19 protein-coding genes are annotated in these 15,914 nt (G+C 38.2%); 6 read left to right on the forward strand and 13 right to left on the reverse strand.

Annotated elements, in window-relative coordinates; translation table 11 throughout:
• Positions 1-41 precede the first annotated feature (41 nt).
• From QUG14_RS13690 to safA, 3 genes are all read right to left on the reverse strand, one after another.
• Positions 42-686, reverse strand: coding sequence for a PspA/IM30 family protein (locus QUG14_RS13690; protein WP_289341090.1), 645 nt, complete (start codon positions 684-686; stop codon positions 42-44).
• An 18-nt stretch (positions 687-704) separates the two neighbouring features.
• Positions 705-1,055: a lmo0954 family membrane protein gene (locus QUG14_RS13695; RefSeq protein WP_289341091.1), complete on the reverse strand. Its 351-nt coding sequence runs from the start codon at positions 1,053-1,055 to the stop codon at positions 705-707.
• Positions 1,056-1,198: 143 nt separating this feature from the next.
• On the reverse strand, positions 1,199-1,813 hold the full coding sequence (gene safA / locus QUG14_RS13700; protein WP_289341092.1) for a SafA/ExsA family spore coat assembly protein: 615 nt from the start codon (positions 1,811-1,813) through the stop codon (positions 1,199-1,201).
• 95 nt (positions 1,814-1,908) lie between these two features.
• Here safA and QUG14_RS13705 point away from each other — a divergent pair, with 95 nt between their 5' ends.
• Together QUG14_RS13705 and QUG14_RS13710 are read left to right on the forward strand one after the other, a co-directional pair.
• A complete protein-coding gene (locus QUG14_RS13705) occupies positions 1,909-2,283 on the forward strand; it encodes a DUF1360 domain-containing protein (protein ID WP_289341093.1) in 375 nt (124 codons plus the stop codon).
• Between the two features lie 56 nt (positions 2,284-2,339).
• Positions 2,340-2,480 carry a hypothetical protein gene (locus tag QUG14_RS13710; RefSeq protein ID WP_289341094.1) on the forward strand — a complete coding sequence of 47 codons (141 nt, stop codon included), beginning with the start codon at positions 2,340-2,342 and terminating at the stop codon, positions 2,478-2,480.
• 47 nt (positions 2,481-2,527) lie between these two features.
• Here the strand turns inward: QUG14_RS13710 and QUG14_RS13715 are convergent, their stop codons facing one another.
• Positions 2,528-3,667, reverse strand: a complete 1,140-nt coding sequence (locus QUG14_RS13715) for a trans-sulfuration enzyme family protein (protein WP_289341095.1) — start codon at positions 3,665-3,667, stop codon at positions 2,528-2,530.
• Positions 3,668-3,845: 178 nt separating this feature from the next.
• Here QUG14_RS13715 and QUG14_RS13720 point away from each other — a divergent pair, with 178 nt between their 5' ends.
• Positions 3,846-5,378 carry an FAD-dependent oxidoreductase gene (locus tag QUG14_RS13720; RefSeq protein WP_289341096.1) on the forward strand — a complete coding sequence of 511 codons (1,533 nt, stop codon included), beginning with the start codon at positions 3,846-3,848 and terminating at the stop codon, positions 5,376-5,378.
• Positions 5,379-5,439: 61 nt separating this feature from the next.
• Here the strand turns inward: QUG14_RS13720 and QUG14_RS13725 are convergent, their stop codons facing one another.
• The 5 genes from QUG14_RS13725 to QUG14_RS13745 all read right to left on the reverse strand — a co-directional run bounded on the left by QUG14_RS13725 (position 5,440) and on the right by QUG14_RS13745 (position 9,540).
• Positions 5,440-5,574, reverse strand: a complete 135-nt coding sequence (locus QUG14_RS13725; RefSeq protein WP_289341097.1) for a hypothetical protein — start codon at positions 5,572-5,574, stop codon at positions 5,440-5,442.
• Between the two features lie 55 nt (positions 5,575-5,629).
• Entirely contained in the window at positions 5,630-7,099 is a 1,470-nt protein-coding gene (locus tag QUG14_RS13730) for an amidase family protein (protein ID WP_289341098.1), read from the reverse strand.
• 87 nt (positions 7,100-7,186) lie between these two features.
• A complete protein-coding gene (locus QUG14_RS13735; protein WP_289341099.1) occupies positions 7,187-8,323 on the reverse strand; it encodes a DEAD/DEAH box helicase in 1,137 nt (378 codons plus the stop codon).
• 119 nt (positions 8,324-8,442) lie between these two features.
• Positions 8,443-9,237: an MBL fold metallo-hydrolase gene (locus QUG14_RS13740; RefSeq protein ID WP_289344143.1), complete on the reverse strand. Its 795-nt coding sequence runs from the start codon at positions 9,235-9,237 to the stop codon at positions 8,443-8,445.
• 93 nt (positions 9,238-9,330) lie between these two features.
• Positions 9,331-9,540, reverse strand: coding sequence for a heavy-metal-associated domain-containing protein (locus tag QUG14_RS13745; RefSeq protein ID WP_289341100.1), 210 nt, complete (start codon positions 9,538-9,540; stop codon positions 9,331-9,333).
• A 160-nt stretch (positions 9,541-9,700) separates the two neighbouring features.
• Between QUG14_RS13745 and QUG14_RS13750 the strand changes: the two genes are divergently transcribed.
• Entirely contained in the window at positions 9,701-10,399 is a 699-nt protein-coding gene (locus tag QUG14_RS13750; RefSeq protein WP_289341101.1) for a Crp/Fnr family transcriptional regulator, read from the forward strand.
• Here the strand turns inward: QUG14_RS13750 and QUG14_RS13755 are convergent.
• A complete protein-coding gene (locus tag QUG14_RS13755) occupies positions 10,396-10,650 on the reverse strand; it encodes an amino acid decarboxylase (RefSeq protein WP_289341102.1) in 255 nt (84 codons plus the stop codon). The two genes, QUG14_RS13750 and QUG14_RS13755, sit on opposite strands and share 4 nt — an antisense overlap.
• 237 nt (positions 10,651-10,887) lie before the next feature.
• Here QUG14_RS13755 and QUG14_RS13760 point away from each other — a divergent pair, with 237 nt between their 5' ends.
• Together QUG14_RS13760 and QUG14_RS13765 are read left to right on the forward strand one after the other, a co-directional pair.
• Positions 10,888-11,184 carry a hypothetical protein gene (locus QUG14_RS13760; RefSeq protein ID WP_289341103.1) on the forward strand — a complete coding sequence of 99 codons (297 nt, stop codon included), beginning with the start codon at positions 10,888-10,890 and terminating at the stop codon, positions 11,182-11,184.
• Entirely contained in the window at positions 11,185-12,276 is a 1,092-nt protein-coding gene (locus QUG14_RS13765; RefSeq protein ID WP_289341105.1) for a copper resistance D family protein, read from the forward strand.
• Between the two features lie 40 nt (positions 12,277-12,316).
• Here the strand turns inward: QUG14_RS13765 and kynB are convergent, their stop codons facing one another.
• The 3 genes from kynB to QUG14_RS13780 all read right to left on the reverse strand — a co-directional run bounded on the left by kynB (position 12,317) and on the right by QUG14_RS13780 (position 15,904).
• Positions 12,317-12,937 (reverse strand): arylformamidase, encoded by a 621-nt coding sequence (gene kynB, locus QUG14_RS13770; RefSeq protein WP_289341106.1) that lies wholly within the window; start codon positions 12,935-12,937, stop codon positions 12,317-12,319.
• Between the two features lie 69 nt (positions 12,938-13,006).
• Positions 13,007-14,752 carry a WG repeat-containing protein gene (locus tag QUG14_RS13775; RefSeq protein WP_289341107.1) on the reverse strand — a complete coding sequence of 582 codons (1,746 nt, stop codon included), beginning with the start codon at positions 14,750-14,752 and terminating at the stop codon, positions 13,007-13,009.
• 369 nt (positions 14,753-15,121) lie between these two features.
• Positions 15,122-15,904, reverse strand: coding sequence for an IclR family transcriptional regulator (locus QUG14_RS13780; RefSeq protein ID WP_289341108.1), 783 nt, complete (start codon positions 15,902-15,904; stop codon positions 15,122-15,124).
• Positions 15,905-15,914 lie beyond the last annotated feature (10 nt).

The following is a 15,914-nucleotide window of genomic DNA, read 5'->3' on the forward strand; positions in this document are numbered from 1 at the left end:
GCAGCCATTGTGCACCTTTATAGAATACCATGTTTTGGTTATTAAATGGACTTGCTTTCTTCCAATTTCATTTCTTTTTCTAATTGAGCAATTTTTGCATCAATGGTATCGCGGTAATAAGAACTCTTCACTTGGTGCTCTAAACGATCTAAGTAATTGTCAATTTCCTGAAAGCGAGAATCTGCTTTATTGATATCAGTATTTGAGTCAAGTACCTGATTCATTCGATGATTCGCACGTGTAACATTCTCACGTCCCATTAATTCCAAGCGGCGGATTTGCATATCTTTTAGCTTATGTTTCATTTCCTCATATTTTCTTTCTAATTCCCCTAATTGACCTTTCACTTCCTCAAGTGATGCTCCTAGGCGCTGGGCACGGTTTGAGTATTGCTGATGTTCTGCTGATGCAAACTCATAAAGTTCCATTTCTACTGCTTTCGAAGCAACTTCTGCCTGATACTTTCTTTTTTCTGCCAATTCAACCGCTTGAGAATATTCTCTCGTAAATTCATCTTTCAACGCGTACTGACGTTCTAAAAGCTTTCTTACCTTTTCTGTCTCTTGTTCACATTGACGAAGATATTGGTTAAGCAAAGCGATGGGATTTTTCTTTTCCTTTTGATCGACAGCTGCATGTAAATCCGCCATAATCGTATCTTTAATTCTTGTTAATAGGTTTGTCATTGTTTATCTCTCCTTAGATTAATTTTTGTTTAATTCATTCCATTGTTTTTCAAAATTTACAAACGGGTCAGAATCCTCTTTTACAACACTATTTTTGCTGCTGTTATTCCAGTTTTTATAAACAAGATAAAGTACATAAACTGCAAGAACACCAATAATAGCTGGTGCATTATGGATAGAGGCCATTAGGACAAAAAATCCGATAATCCCCAGGGCAATCTTGCCTCCGGTTGATTCAGCCTTTAAGAACTGTTTAAAAATGAAATACAAGGCAGCAAGACCAACTAGTAAGCCTATCATCGGACCTATGGTTGAAAGTAAAATGATGGCTGCTATTCCACCAGCAAGTAGTAAACCAAACTTTTTCATTTTGTTTTTTCCTCCTTTCTTTATCTTGATATCATCTTACCTCGTAACTAGATTTCTCATAACGAACCTGCGCTTTATTTTCATATCGGTCTTGAGACGTAGAAAGGGTCAGCCCCTTGTGGAGGAGCTGACCCTTTTCTGGTTTATTTAGAGATAAACATTTGTGTCCAATAATGTCTTTGCGATCCGCCTTTCGCGTATCCAACACCTATATACGTATAATTTGCGCTTAATATATTTGCTCGATGACCTGGGCTGTTCATCCAAGCCTGTACCACTTCTTGCGGTGTTGTTTGCCCTGCAGCAATATTTTCGGCAGCTGCACGGTATGAAATTCCGAAATTCTTCATCATGGTAAAAGGACTGCCATAAGTAGGACTAGTGTGGCTGAAATAGTTTTTATCCCTCATGTCCACCGACTTATAGCGAGCTACCCTAGAAAGTTCCCAATCTTGTGTCAAAGCCCTTAATCCATGCTTTGCCCGTTCTTGATTGGTTAGTTGGACAACTTGGCTTTCAATGCTTTTCGTTGCATCAAAGTTTGGAATTGTCACCTTATCTCCCGGATAAATCATGTTAGGATTTTTAAATTGCGGATTCGCTGAGATGATTTCAGAGATGCCAACTTGGTAACGAACTGCGATTTTCCATAGTGAATCACCAGGCTGTACCGTGTAAATTTGCTGTGCAAATGAAACACTTGGAATACCTATAAGTGATAGTAAAAACATGAAACTAAACCAAAATGACTTTTTCATTTTTTCGCCTCCTCGATATATATTTTTGATTTCAGGTTCAAAATATACAGAGTGTCAAAAATAAAATTTTTCATATAAAGTTCGGAGGAAAAAGTGTGAAAGACATTTCATGGATAACCTATGTCATGTTAATTTTGGCAAGTTATCGTTTAACCCATTTAATTGTTTTCGATAAAATTACTGAATTTATTCGCAGACCATTTATGAAGAAAGTTAAAGTAGAAACCAATCACGGAATCGAAACAAAGGAAGTCCCGAAAGGCATGTTTGGGTATTTACTGAAGTGTTATTGGTGTGCTGGAGTTTGGAGTGCCATATTTTTAGGAGGCGGTTATTTACTGTTTCCACGGGTAACGTTTGTCATTATCTTGATTTTCTCAATTGCAGGCGGACAATCCATCCTTGAAACATTTGTGGGAGTTAATATCAAAAAAGTAGATTATTACGCTGATTTAGAAAAGAAGAAATAGTTTAGAGGAAAAAAGTCCCCCCTTTACGCATAAACATTAAAAAAGGGGGGATTTGAATGGCTGAATGGTGGATTACTGCCATTGGGTTTATCATTTGTCTTGGTTTTGTTGGAGGTACGATGGTTTATTTTTTAAAAGGAACACTTAACTCTGAAGACTCCACCCGCATTGATCCGATAAAGAAGGAAATCGATTAATAGAATAAAAAACAAAAGAACCCTGGAATCCAAGGTTCTTTTATCTTTTATAGAGATTTTTCAATCGCCTGTTCAAATTGTGCAATAATATCATCGGCATGTTCGATTCCAACTGAAATTCGTACAACCTCTTTTGTAATCCCTAATGCTTTACAAACTTCTGGTGGAAGAGATCTGTGAGAAGTCGTTAATGGATGTGAAACTGTCGTTTCGACTCCAGCAAGTGTTGGAGCAATTTTAATCCAGGATAATGAGCGAAAAAACTGATTTGTATCAACTGTTTTCGCTAACTCAATGGTTACCATTGCACCAAAGCCATCTTCCTCTTGTTCAAATGGATAATAGACTTTTTCAACAAAGCGATTATGTGATAAGGCCTCTGCTAACTTTTTTGCATTACTAGACTGTGCTTTCATTCTAAGTGCTAAAGTTTTTAAACCACGGCAAGTCAGCCATGCCTCAAACGGACTTACATTTGTACCTAGATTTACGATTTTGGCGCTGGCACTGGCAACTAAATCCTCTCTTCCAGTGAGAACACCAATCGTTACATCACTATGACCCCCAATGTACTTGGTTGCACTATGAACCACTAAATCAATTCCCAGTGGATATGGCTGACAATGATAGGGAGTTGCAAAGGTATTATCAACCAATGTATTTAATTGATGCCTATGGGCAAGTTTCACTACACCTTTAATATCTTCCACCCGTAACAATGGATTGGTAATAGATTCTGTGTAAAGTAATTTTGTATTTTCTTTAATTTCCTTTTCTACGTCATTAAGATTCTTAAAGGAAACAAAGGTTGTTTCAATCCCAAATTGATTTAATTCTTCTTTTAGCATATGAAAGCTGCCGCCATATAAATCATCAGCAGCAATAATATGGTCTCCGTTTTTCACAACCGCTAAAACTCCCGCTAATATCGCTGACAATCCCGAAGAAGAGGCTACACCTGCTGGAGCACCTTCGAGTCTTGCAACCGCCTCACCAAGTTCATCTGTATTCGGATTCCCCACCCGCGAATAAAGGTATTGTCCATTTCCATGATAAAATCCCTCAAGTTCATCTAGATCTTTAAAGGAAAATGCAGAAGTCTGATAAATTGGTGTAACTTTACTAGCGATTTTATTATTCTTTTTCTTAACACCATGTAAAACTTCTGTCTCGAACCTCTTCCCCATATCGGCACCCTCTTCTTAATTATCAAAATTGTTATTATATTAAAAAATATCAATCCTGTTATCTTTCGTCAATCTAAATTTATTTCCGAATAATATTTTTTAAAATAAGGAAACATCACATGATTTTCACTAAATTTGGAAAAATTAAACCTATGATTATATTACTGGAGGTAAACCAATGAGTTCAACTGATAATACCCATCAATTTCCGCGAACATACTGGCGTGAAATAGAATTACCAACCTTTGAAAAATTAAATGAAGATATAACAGTAGATGTTGCGATTGTCGGAGCCGGAATAACAGGTATTACGGCTGCTTATTTACTTGCAAAGGAAGGGGTAAAGGTCGCCGTCATTGAGGCTGGAGGCGTATTAAATGGCACAACTGGACATACCACCGCTAAACTCACAGCACAGCATGGACTGATTTATGATGAACTTATTAACCATTTTGGTGAGGAAAAAGCTAAGCTTTACTATGATTCTGCCTCCAGTGCCATTCAATTTGTTGAAGCGACTATGAACGAAAAAGGAATAGATTGTGATTTTAGCAAACAGGACGCTTATGTTTATGCGAATTCAGATGAATATGCTCAGAAAATAGAAACAGAATGGGCTGCCTATCAAAGACTTGGAATCGAGGGCGGTTTAGTAGGTAATATACCGTTTGATATCGAAATAAAATCTGCTATACTAATGCGAAATCAGGCCCAATATCACCCACTGAAGTTTTTAAAGGGACTCCTTGATGAAGCCGTTAATGCTGGCTGTTCTTTTTATGAAAATACGGTTGCTGATAGCATAGAGGATGATGATTCGTCACAGCCAAAGGTTATTACAAAGGATGGACACCAAGTTACCAGCAGGCATGTAATCATTGCTTCTCATTTTCCTTTTTACGATAAACCTGGCCTCTATTTTGCAAGAATGTACGCTGATAGATCCTACGCGATTGCCATTAAGACGGACATGGAATATCCGGGTGGGATGTATATTAGCGCAGACAGTCCGAGTCGTTCGATTCGCTATACACCTTTAGATGGAAGTAATCTCCTTATTTTAGGCGGTGAAAACCATAAAACAGGACAGGGAATCGATACACTCAACCATTATCTTGCGCTCGAGACTTTTGCTAAAGAAGTGTTTGATTTGTCTGAGTACCATTACCGCTGGTCTGCTCAGGATTTAGTTACATTAGATAATGTCCCTTACATCGGTCCAATTACACAAAATAAAGAACATGTTTTAGTGGCAACCGGCTATAAAAAATGGGGGATGACCACAGGAATACTTGCGGCTAATATACTAACCGATTATGTTTTAAATCGTGATAACCCATATAAAGAATTGTATTCACCATCTCGGTTTGATGCCGATCCAGATATTAAGTCTATTATTTCTACCAATGCAGACGTGGCCAAACATCTAATTAAAGGGAAGCTGGAGTTTGTACCAAAGGATCCAGGGGATTTGAAAAATGATGAAGGTTCTGTTGTCATGCATAATGGAAAACGTGCAGGTGCCTATAAGGATAGGGACGGAAAACTTTACATTGTGGATACCACTTGTACCCATTTAGGCTGTGAATGTGAATGGAACCATGCGGAAAAATCATGGGATTGCCCATGTCATGGATCTCGCTTCTCCTATGCTGGGGATGTAATAGAGGGTCCTGCTAAAAAACCACTGAAAAATGTTGGTGATACATGATTTTTAAAGATAAGATATCTACAAATTAAACAAAACGCCTCCAAACTAGGAGGCGTTTACTTTATTTACCATGCGGACGATTTCGTTTTAACTCTTCACCTGTTGAAAATTCAACAAGTTCAGCGCTGTTTTTCATTCCCTTTTTACGGTTATTATTTCTCTGGGCATTGGCATTACCGAGTTTCTGTCTTCCCATACTATCAGCTCCTTTTAGAGAAATTCATAAATAGTATGAGTGAAAGTACGTGAAGTTATTCTACCCCAAAAACTGGCGGTTTTCGGAACTTTGTTAATTGTTCAAAAGCATATGCCGCTTCGATTAATTGAGGTTCACTAAAAGCGGTTCCTGCAAATGTAATTCCAACTGGTTCCCCTTCAGAGGTAAAACCAGCAGGAACGGCAATGGAGGGATAACCAGCCTTGCCACTAATATAGGAACCCTCTTCACTCGGAAAAAGAATACCATCTAAACGATATTCAATTAGCGCATAATCAATTCCTCTCTCTGTCGAATGAAATTGGTCAAACTCCAGAGCCTTAACATATGCTGCTTCCGTTAAAGAACCACTAGTCGCAGCGGATTCAATTAAAACTGCCTGTCCATACTTAAGCATTGTTTCTTCATTTTCATTATTATATTGAATAATGTCGTCCAGCGTTCTAGTTGGTATGGAAGGATGCAGGTTGCTTAAATACGCATTTAAATCTGATTTAAATTCATACGTTAAAACATCGTAAGACCATTTTTCTTTGGCAGATGGAATTTCGATATGCTCTATAACTTCAGCACCAGCGGCTTCCAAAATGGCTACAGCATCATGAAAAATCTTTTGCTTTTCTTCACTTAACTGGTCGATGAATCCATCCATGGCAATACCAATTCGTTTTCCTTTGAGTCCATCCTTACGTAGGTGTTCGGTAAAGTCTTTCATGGCTAGTGGATTCGTTCTGGTAATTGGATCTTCCTCATCTCTTCCCGTTAAAACATTCAAGATAAGGACCGCTTCCTTTACAGTCCGAGCCATTGGCCCTGCCGTATCCTGTGTATGGGCAATCGGAATAATCCCCCTTCTGCTAATAAGACCAACTGTCGGTTTTATGCCAACTAATGAGTTTTGGCAGGATGGATTTAATATCGACCCAGAAGTTTCTGTTCCAATCGCAGCTGGTGCTAAATTGGCTGCAATAGCTGCCCCAGATCCTGAACTAGAACCACCAACTTCAAATTGTCCAGGGCCATATGGATTTAAAACCTGTCCTCCGCGTGAGCTATAGCCGCTTTTCATACCAATAGCCATAAAGTTCGCCCACTCCGTCATATTCGTTTTACCAAGGATTACCGCTCCAGCTTTACGCAGTTGTTCCGCCACATAGGAATCTTTTAACGCAATTGAATCCTTTAACGCTAAAGACCCTGCACTAGTATGCATTTTATCAGCTGTATCTATATTATCTTTTATCAAAATCGGGATACCATGCAACGCACTGCGTGGTCCCGTTTCTTTCCGTTCAGTATCAAGAGCTGCAGCGATATGCAAGGCATCCGGATTTACCTCAAGTATAGAGTGAATGTTCTTATCATAAATCGATATTCTATGTAAATACATCATCACAAGTTCTTTTGACGTAAGTTCTCCACTCGTCATCTTTTCCTGCATTTGCGTGATAGTTGCTTCCTCAAGCCATTCATTTAGCCATTTACTTAATTTTGGATTTTCCATAACTCGCCCCCTATTCTTATAAATTTTATTATAGAAAGAATAATTCGGCAATTGAAAAAAAGCAGGAGGATCATTCCTCACTGCCTATTAACGCCGAGCCTTTTGTTCTGGCTCTGCAATTTGCCCTTTGTAAAATATTCTCTTGTTAGGCGTAACTTTTAACTCTTGGCAATATGTTTTCAATTCTCTTTCTTCTCGTTCTGTTACCAAAGAAATAACGATGCCATCAGCACCCATTCTACCGGTTCTTCCCGCCCTGTGCACATACTGGGCAATATCCTTAGGAAAATCTACATGTACTACATGAGTGACTCCCTGGATATCCAATCCACGTGCTGCTACATCTGTCGCAATCAGCATTTTTGTCTTACCATCACGGAACGCTTTAAGCTCTGCCTGCCGTTCTAACTTCTTCATATCACTATGTAATATTCCTGCTGATAGCTCTTTAAAATGGAACTTTTCTTTGAAAACTTCAATCTCGCCTATATCATTTATAAATGCAAGGGCTTTGATATCATCCAAGCGGACAATTTTTTCAAGCAGCTTAATCTTATCCCTTGGTTCCGCAACAAAATAAATATGTTCCACTTCGCCAGATGAAGCTAGCTCATCCTTTTCTATACGGATGACTTCTGGTTCCTTCGTCATTTCCTTCGCCATTTTCTCCGTCCCAGCTTTCATGGTAGCTGAAAATAAAACAACTTGGCGGTCACCCATCGTAGATTTTACAATATTTTGCACGGTGTTAAGATGTTCCGGAATCAGCAACTGATCTCCTTCGTCCAAAACAACCAGCTTCACTTCATGCATTTTTACTTTTTTCTGTTTGATTAATTCAAATAGTCGTCCTGGTGTAGCAAAAATAACATGAGGACGTTTTTTCAACTTTTCAAGTTGACGTTTTACGTTAGCCCCGCCTATAATCGAGGTTCCTCTAATTCCACTGCCTTCTGACCACTTTTGAAATTCTTGATAAACCTGCATAACCAATTCTTGGGATGAAGCGAGTACCACAGCCTGAATTGACTGCGAATTAGGTTCTATTTTATTTAATAATGGCAGTAAATAAGCAAGTGTCTTGCCCGTACCTGTTGGAGATTCTGCAATTATGTCTTTTCCTTCAAGAATCAGAGGAATGGCTGTTTCCTGAATGGAAGTAGGTTGTTGAAATCCGGACTTTTCCCAGTTTTCTTGTAAAAAAGGGCTTAAGGTATTTAACATATTTGACTCCTTTTTTTATCTCATTTCTACATATTATATCCATACATGCCTCTGATACTAACCTATTTAGTAAATTGTGTCCATAAAAAACCCATTCCAAGGCATGGAATGGGTTAGCTTTAATTCGTATATCGACTTTCTTTCGGCATGGCGATTTCTCTAAAGTTTGTTGTTAAGTAGCCTAGGTTCTCGCTTAATTCTTTCCCCATCATCGGAAGACCATGCCCGGTTACCGCTATTTCGGGCTTAAGTGATTCTAGTGTCTTAACAGATTCATACGCAGCCTCCCAATCAGTTGTGTAATATCTCGGGGGTCCGCTAATTTCCTGCGTTTGTGTTAAAACTTTATAAAGCGATTCTTGTTTAACTGTTACAAAGGCATCCCCAACTATAAGCGCACGATCTTGTTCACGGAAAAAAGATACATGTCCAGGCGTATGCCCAGGGGTATGAATCCATTTCCAGCCAGGCATATTTGGGATCGAACCGTCTTGTGGTAAGGCCTCCACTTGGTCTCCTATATTAATCCCATGATTCGGAAACATCGGGGACATTTTAGCCACAAGTCCTGAGTCGACACTTGGATCCCCAGGTGGATAATCCTTTTTTCCGTTTAAAAATGGTATCTCCAACTCATGGGCATAAACCGGAACCCGCCACTTTTCTAGAAGTCCGACCAGTGAACCAACATGATCAAAATGACCATGCGTCAAAACAATAGCACTTGGTCGAGCATGTTCTCCAAAGTGATCCGCAATCATTTCAATAATTTCATCTGCATTCTTAGGCATACCTGCATCGACCAGCACAAATTCATTCTCATTCCCCACTAAAGCAAGATTGACAATTTGATTCGTATAACAATATACATCTGGTAAAACCGCGATACCCATTCCACTGCCAATTGAGGTCATAGGCAGAATTGAACCTTCAAATTTGCTATCCTGATTTTGCTCCAAAAGAATCCCCCCTGTTTTGTTTATTATTTAACGGGGAGGATAAATATATTAATCAAATGTTCGTATAGCTAATTTATGGATGGTGGAGTTTATTTGTTCCGATTCAATAATGGCTTCATTATAGTTAATTTCCATTTTTCCACTGCCTGGTAAAATTCTTACCATTTCAATGCCATTATATCTCTTTATTTTCTTTCTAATTTTACCAATACACCCTGAGCAGGCAACATCATTTAAAGACAACTGAATCATACTCATTTTGAATATCCCCTCTCTCAATCATGGATTCTAGATTAGTTTATATGAATGGCGGCCCTGATAACTTGATTTACATCAAGGTTGATATGAATCACTACAAAGACCCTTCCTGAAAGATAAACTATATAGTAACGAATTCTTTAAAGGGAGTGGTTAAATAATGTGTTGTAAACATTGCTCTCATGAATCATCCTGCCTCGCAATTGTTCCAGTTTTTAAAGGACTAAATGAGGACGATAGTAAGCAATTACGGAAGGTAACGCATAGCCGGATGGCTCAAAAAGGAGAATATATTTTTAGAGAAGGTGAGCGCTCTAGTACTTTATTTGTCGTTAAAGAAGGTCTAATTAAGCTGACTAAATCATCAGCGGACGGCAAAGAACAAATTGTTCGACTACTATTTCCAGGTGATTTCTTTGGACTATTTTCGCTATTAAGAGATGAGAAACATTATATAAATGCAGAAACCGTCCAACAAACAGTGCTTTGTTCAATTGAGAAAAAGGATTTCTTAAAAGTGATGGAAGGTAACTCAGATATGGCTTTCCGTTTCCTAGTAGCTATGAACGATCGTCTATATGAAGCCGATGAATCAATGGGGAATCTTAGTTTAATGGAAGTGGAACAAAGGCTGGCAAAGGCACTTCTTCTTTTCCACGAAAAATTGAAAATAAAAAATGAGCCTTTTATACTGCCAATAACAAAGAAGGATTTAGCTAGCTTAATTGGAACAACCCCAGAATCTGTTAGTAGAAAGCTTTTGACTTTTATGTCCCAAAATATTATTCACATGGAGTGTCAAAGGAAGATACAGATTCTGGAGATGGACCAACTAAAAGAGATATCTGAATTTGGTTAAACTTCATTCAGTTTTATTGCCATAAGTCGAAAATGACCTTGTTCGATTTCATTTACAATTGCATTCATTCCCATAGATTGTAAAGTCGCCACTAGTGGTTCGCCGCGATGCGGCAAATGAATTTCAAATATTGTACCCACAGGTGCACCTTTTACAAAATTTATTATTTCCCGTCGTGGATGTTCGCCCTTTAAAACTCTCTCGCGAATATCTATGACGGCTTTTTTGCCTTCAATTTGAAAGTTGCTCATCTTTTTTCATCTCCTCTTGAGTAAGAATATCTCCAAGTGTAACACCCTTTTGTATTTAAAAAATTGATTTATATCACGTTCATCTTGGATTTTCTTTGTTAATTTGTTATACACAGTAGGAATAGTTACTTTTAAATTTTGAACGTATTGTGAACAATATCTTTAATTCGATATAACATTCTAGGAATGGTGGTAGAATGAAGAACAGCAGATAACAATATATCGGAGTTGAAAATGATGTTAAATAAAATTACTCTACTCTCAACGTTATTGTTCTTTTTATTTGGAGCAAATGTCTTTGCCCATTCCCATTTGGAAAAAAATACGACACCACCAACCCAAGAAGTCACTGCCGAAGTAGAAACTGCCTCAGTAGATACTGAAACAGTAATAAAAGAACATGTCACAATAACAAATGAAGCTGCTACAAAGGAACCATCAGCGATCAATTATGTACTACCTGCTATTATTGGTTTGATTATCATATTCGGCTTCGGAAGCTATTGGTTGATTTTTAGGAGGAAACAAATCTAGATGTTTATTGCGGGGATAGTAAGTGAGGCATTACTTTATAGTTGTTTTTCTTTATTAATAGGAAGCTTTATTCTAAGTCTTTTACCAAAAACTTTACGACCTGAAATTAAGATTCCCAAAAGTGTGCTTTTAGGTGCAGCATTGGGAATCGCTATCTTTTCATTTTTACCAGTATTAAAAATTGTTCTATATTTATATGAGGACCTGGGTATTGGCTACACCCTTACGTCTGTATTAACCAATTTTGAAGTTGGTAAGACCTGGATTAGTACGGGGATTATTTCGTTGATATTGTTCATCTATCTTATCCCCATTAAACTTGAACAAAAACCTTTATTCTCGTTGACTGGTCTCATTTTTACATTAATCTTAGTTACTTCCCTTGGCTGGTCCAGCCATGCAGCATCCTTATCCAAATTCGCGGGATTCCTTATTCACACCGCTCACTTTTTGGCTATAACAACATGGGTTGGCATCCTGATGGTGGTAAGCTGGTTTTCACAAAACCATGATCATTGGCTGAAATTCTTGAAGTGGTTTTCGCCTGTTGCCATTTTATGTTTCGTTACAACGACCATTACAGGTATATCTTTGATGACTTTTCATATGGAACTGAACGATTATGTCAGTATAAGTGCGATTTCCTATGGCCAGACATTATTAATCAAACATATCGCCATTCTTCCATTACTAGCTTTTGCCTTTATCAATAGCTTTTTAATTCGGAAGAGGCTCATAAATGACCCTTCTTATAATCCTCTTCCATGGGCGAAGTTGGAGAGCATTATTGTTTTAGTTGTTTTTTCTATTACAGGTGCATTGGGACAAGTATCACCCCCGCATGAACTTAGTTCAATGATTAGAGCTGGTGGTGCATCCAAGCTGTTTTCCTTTTTCCATCCAGGTGAAATAACTTTTCCTATTACCTTTTCCCCTGGGATTGTTTCAATAACCCTATTTCTAATCGCTTTTCTTTTTCTAGCGTTAGTCATAGTAACTTTTATTAAAAAAGCACCAAAAGCTTTGGCATTAGTATCGAGTCTGCTCTTTATCCTTTCTGGCTATATCGGTTTTATGTTAAGTATTTCATAAAAGAAGCAGCGGGAATAATTGATTCCCACTGCTTCTTTTTTTAAAGTGTACGTAATACCGCTCTTACAGGACTTCCATCACCCTCTACCAATGGCAGCGGCAGAGCGATTAATTCATAATCACCAGGCTCTACCTGATCCAAAAGGACTGATTCAAGGATATGGATTCCGTTTTCATTTAAACTATGGTGAGCATGAAGGTCTTTACTGTCAATAGGATCGACCGACGGAACATCTACCCCAATGAGCCGAATTCCCCTTTCAGCTAAAAATGGCCCGAGGTCCGCTTCTAAATAAGGAATCTTTTCAGGAAATTCACGGGAATTCTTCCAAGCTAACGTTTTAAACAATACTCTTTGGTAGCCTTCTAGATTAATGTCCTTCAGATCCTTAGACCCGATGCTATCCTTCTCTGTCATATCAATTACCCTAACTGGCCCTATGTACAAATCAAGGTCCAGTTCAATAATTCTTTTTCCATTATCATCAAAATGAAAAGGAGCATCAACATGTGTCCCGGTATGCGCACTCATTGAAAGGCTCCCTACATTTACAGACCCACTTTCTGCTTTCGACCATGACACCTCATATTGAAAAGGTGTATCTCCTGGCCAAACCGGCATTCCATTTTCTAGCCTTCTGGAAATATCAATTACTTTCATTCAACCACTCCTTAGGGCAGCATTTTTTTAGCCTATTTTAAAAATATATCGCTGCCTTGAGGTTGTCAATTAATGAAAAGAACGCCAAAATTCTCCACGAAGATTAATGATGGTATTTAGCTCATTAAACAGAATTGTAAAGGTCGGAAAGCCAGCAGCATATGGAGCAATTTCATAAGGTACAAAATAGACACTTAACTCATTTTCACAAATAAAAAAAGGCTGGTCAGCTTTTATCCCCTTATATTCATCCGGGAAGATGTAGGAATATTGATCATCGTTTTTGATTTGATCTCCAATAATTTCACTTATCACTTTTACATAATCAGCCTCTGGCTTAAACAAGTCCTTTAGTTGATAAAATTTGCCTGACTTAAGGTCCACATGGGCATATTTTTTCACAGGCATTCCATGTGCTGCACCAAAAGGATAATCATACCCATTTATCTCGATAACTACCAGGTTATTCTTATAAAAGCTTACATCGAAATCCCCTGTGTAACTTGAATCCAATGCAGTATGCCCAAGAATTGGCTTCACTCCAGAAAGGTCCTTCAATGTCTGATTAACGCTATCCTGATTTTCTATACCCTTTAACTGCGGATAGTAGACTAAATAATCTATATTGGGTTTGAATTTGACTTCAATCACAGAATAATCGTCGTTTAAAGGAATGATTGTATTTTGTTTCCAGATTACCTTGCCTTTTTTATCAAAATAGAGAATTCGGAGATCGATATCCCCCTTAATTAATGATTTTTCAATAGTTAGAGAACCACTCCCATTAACTTTTGGAAGGTGATCCACTCTTTGACCCCGCTTGTCGATAAAGAAAGTCATTTCATCATTATAGGCTGAGGCAATTCCATCTTTATAAGGAGTAACACCATTCAAGATAAATCCAGTATAAATATGAGCATCTGAATCAGCAATTGCATATTTTGAACCGGCATATGGTCTCTTAGGGTCAATGGCTTTTCCTAATGCAAACTGTCCTTCTTCAAGGTTTAACAATAGGTTATACTGCGGTTTGATAATATATTGTCCTTCCTGGTCAATTAAGCCGGACAGGTCAGAGGTATGGACAATTGCTCTACCTTCTTCAAACGGCTGTGTTCCTGTAAACTTTTGCCCTATGATCACCTTCCCTGATTCGTCCATATAACCCCATTTTCCATCATTACTTTCCCGAAATGCCAGCATCCCTTCTCCGTAATCGTCAACAAAAGGGTATGTGTATGAATTCAATACTTTTCCTGTTAAGTCTATGAGAGCGTAGCTGCCCCCTTTTATTTTAACTAGCGCTTTTCCATCCTGAAAGTCACTGGCAGATTCATAGGATAATGGAATGACTTCCTTACCCCTTCTATTTAAATAACCATATAAATAATCGCCTTGCTCATTCGTATTAGCAGCCACTGCTCTGCCTTCCTGATAATCTCCAATAAAGGAATAACCCTTTGAGGTAATTTCCTTCCCGTTTTCATCGATTACTTTAAAGCCTTCTCTGTCAATGACTGTTGCCCGGCCTTCCGAAAAAGGGCTGATTGTATCATATTTTGGTTTTACAATAAAATATCCGTCACTATTGATGATTCCTGTAAGATTATTTAATTGAACGATCGCTAACCCATTTTCCTGAAAGTCATGTGCCATTTCAAATTTAGGTAAAAGCACAAAATTACCTTTTTCATTGATATATCCCCACTTACTGCCGCCAATTTCTTTAACTTCAGCAGGAAATAGGTAAACCATTCTGGATAAGGAAAGCAGGTAGGTGATCCAGCTTTCCTGTTCCGTATTTCTTCTAGACATCGGTACTACCCCATTTTAGTTTTATATATTTATATGAAAAAATGGGCAGGATGTAACTTATTTGCCATTACATACAAAAAAGAATCAATTTTGAAATGAGCTCCAAAATTGATTCTTCTTAATTAAGCTATGTAAAATAGTCTGTTGATTGGCGCTCCACTAAGGAAAGCTTCTTTGAATAATCTCCGCAGGGACAGGCGGTCTTTGCCTATCACGAGGCACTTCGCTTTCCGCAGGCGGTTCGGGAAGCCTCCTCGGCGCTAAAGCGCCTGCGGGGTCTCCCCTGTCCCGTCCTCCTGCAGGAGTCTTCGTGCCTTCCGCGCCAATCAACAGTGCCAAAATCAATAATTATCTATAACATAGTCTATTTTATATAAAAACATAATTCTGCTGTAGTTCTCGCAGGATATTTTCTTTTGTTTTTAAGATGGCTTGTATGATTTCATCTTTTACCTGTGGGGTTATGCGGTAGGATGGTACACTCACACTAAATGCCCCGTATGTTTGGTTATTCATCACTAGGGATACACCTAGACAATAAACGTCCTTTTCACCTTCACTGTCATCGATAGCATAACCATTTCTTTTTACATCCGCTAACTGTTTTAACAGAGTTTCCGAATTTGTAATGGTGGTTTCCGTTATCGCCTTTAGTTCCACTCTGTTTACATAAGCTGTAATTTGACTTTCCGTCATTTCTGCAAGTACAGCCTTACCCATTGCCGAACAATAAAGCGGCTTAGATAAACCAATTCTTGAATTCAAACAAACGATCGGCTTATTCGTTTCCAACTTGTTAACTGTTAGAATTTCATCGCCTTCTAGTATTCCCAGGTGTATTGTTTCATCCAAACTATTTTGTAACTCTTTTAAATATGGGTAGGAAATTTTTGAGATATCTAGATTAGCAAGATACTTGTTTGCGTATTTTATTAAAGCACTTCCAAGCTCAAACTTTTTCGTTTCTGGATGTTTTTTCACATAACCAATTAGAAGAAGGGTATCTAATATCTTCAAGGCAGTTGAACTTGTTAAACCTGTTTCCTGAGCAATCACATTTAATGATTGTGGCTCCTTTTTCGCTGAGAGAACATCAAGGATACTTGCTGCTTTAATTAAAACTGTACCATAAGGCTGCTTGGCATTCTCCATGATAATTACC

The sequence above is a fragment of the Neobacillus sp. CF12 genome (assembly GCF_030348765.1).
GTDB lineage: Bacteria > Bacillota > Bacilli > Bacillales > Cytobacillaceae > Neobacillus.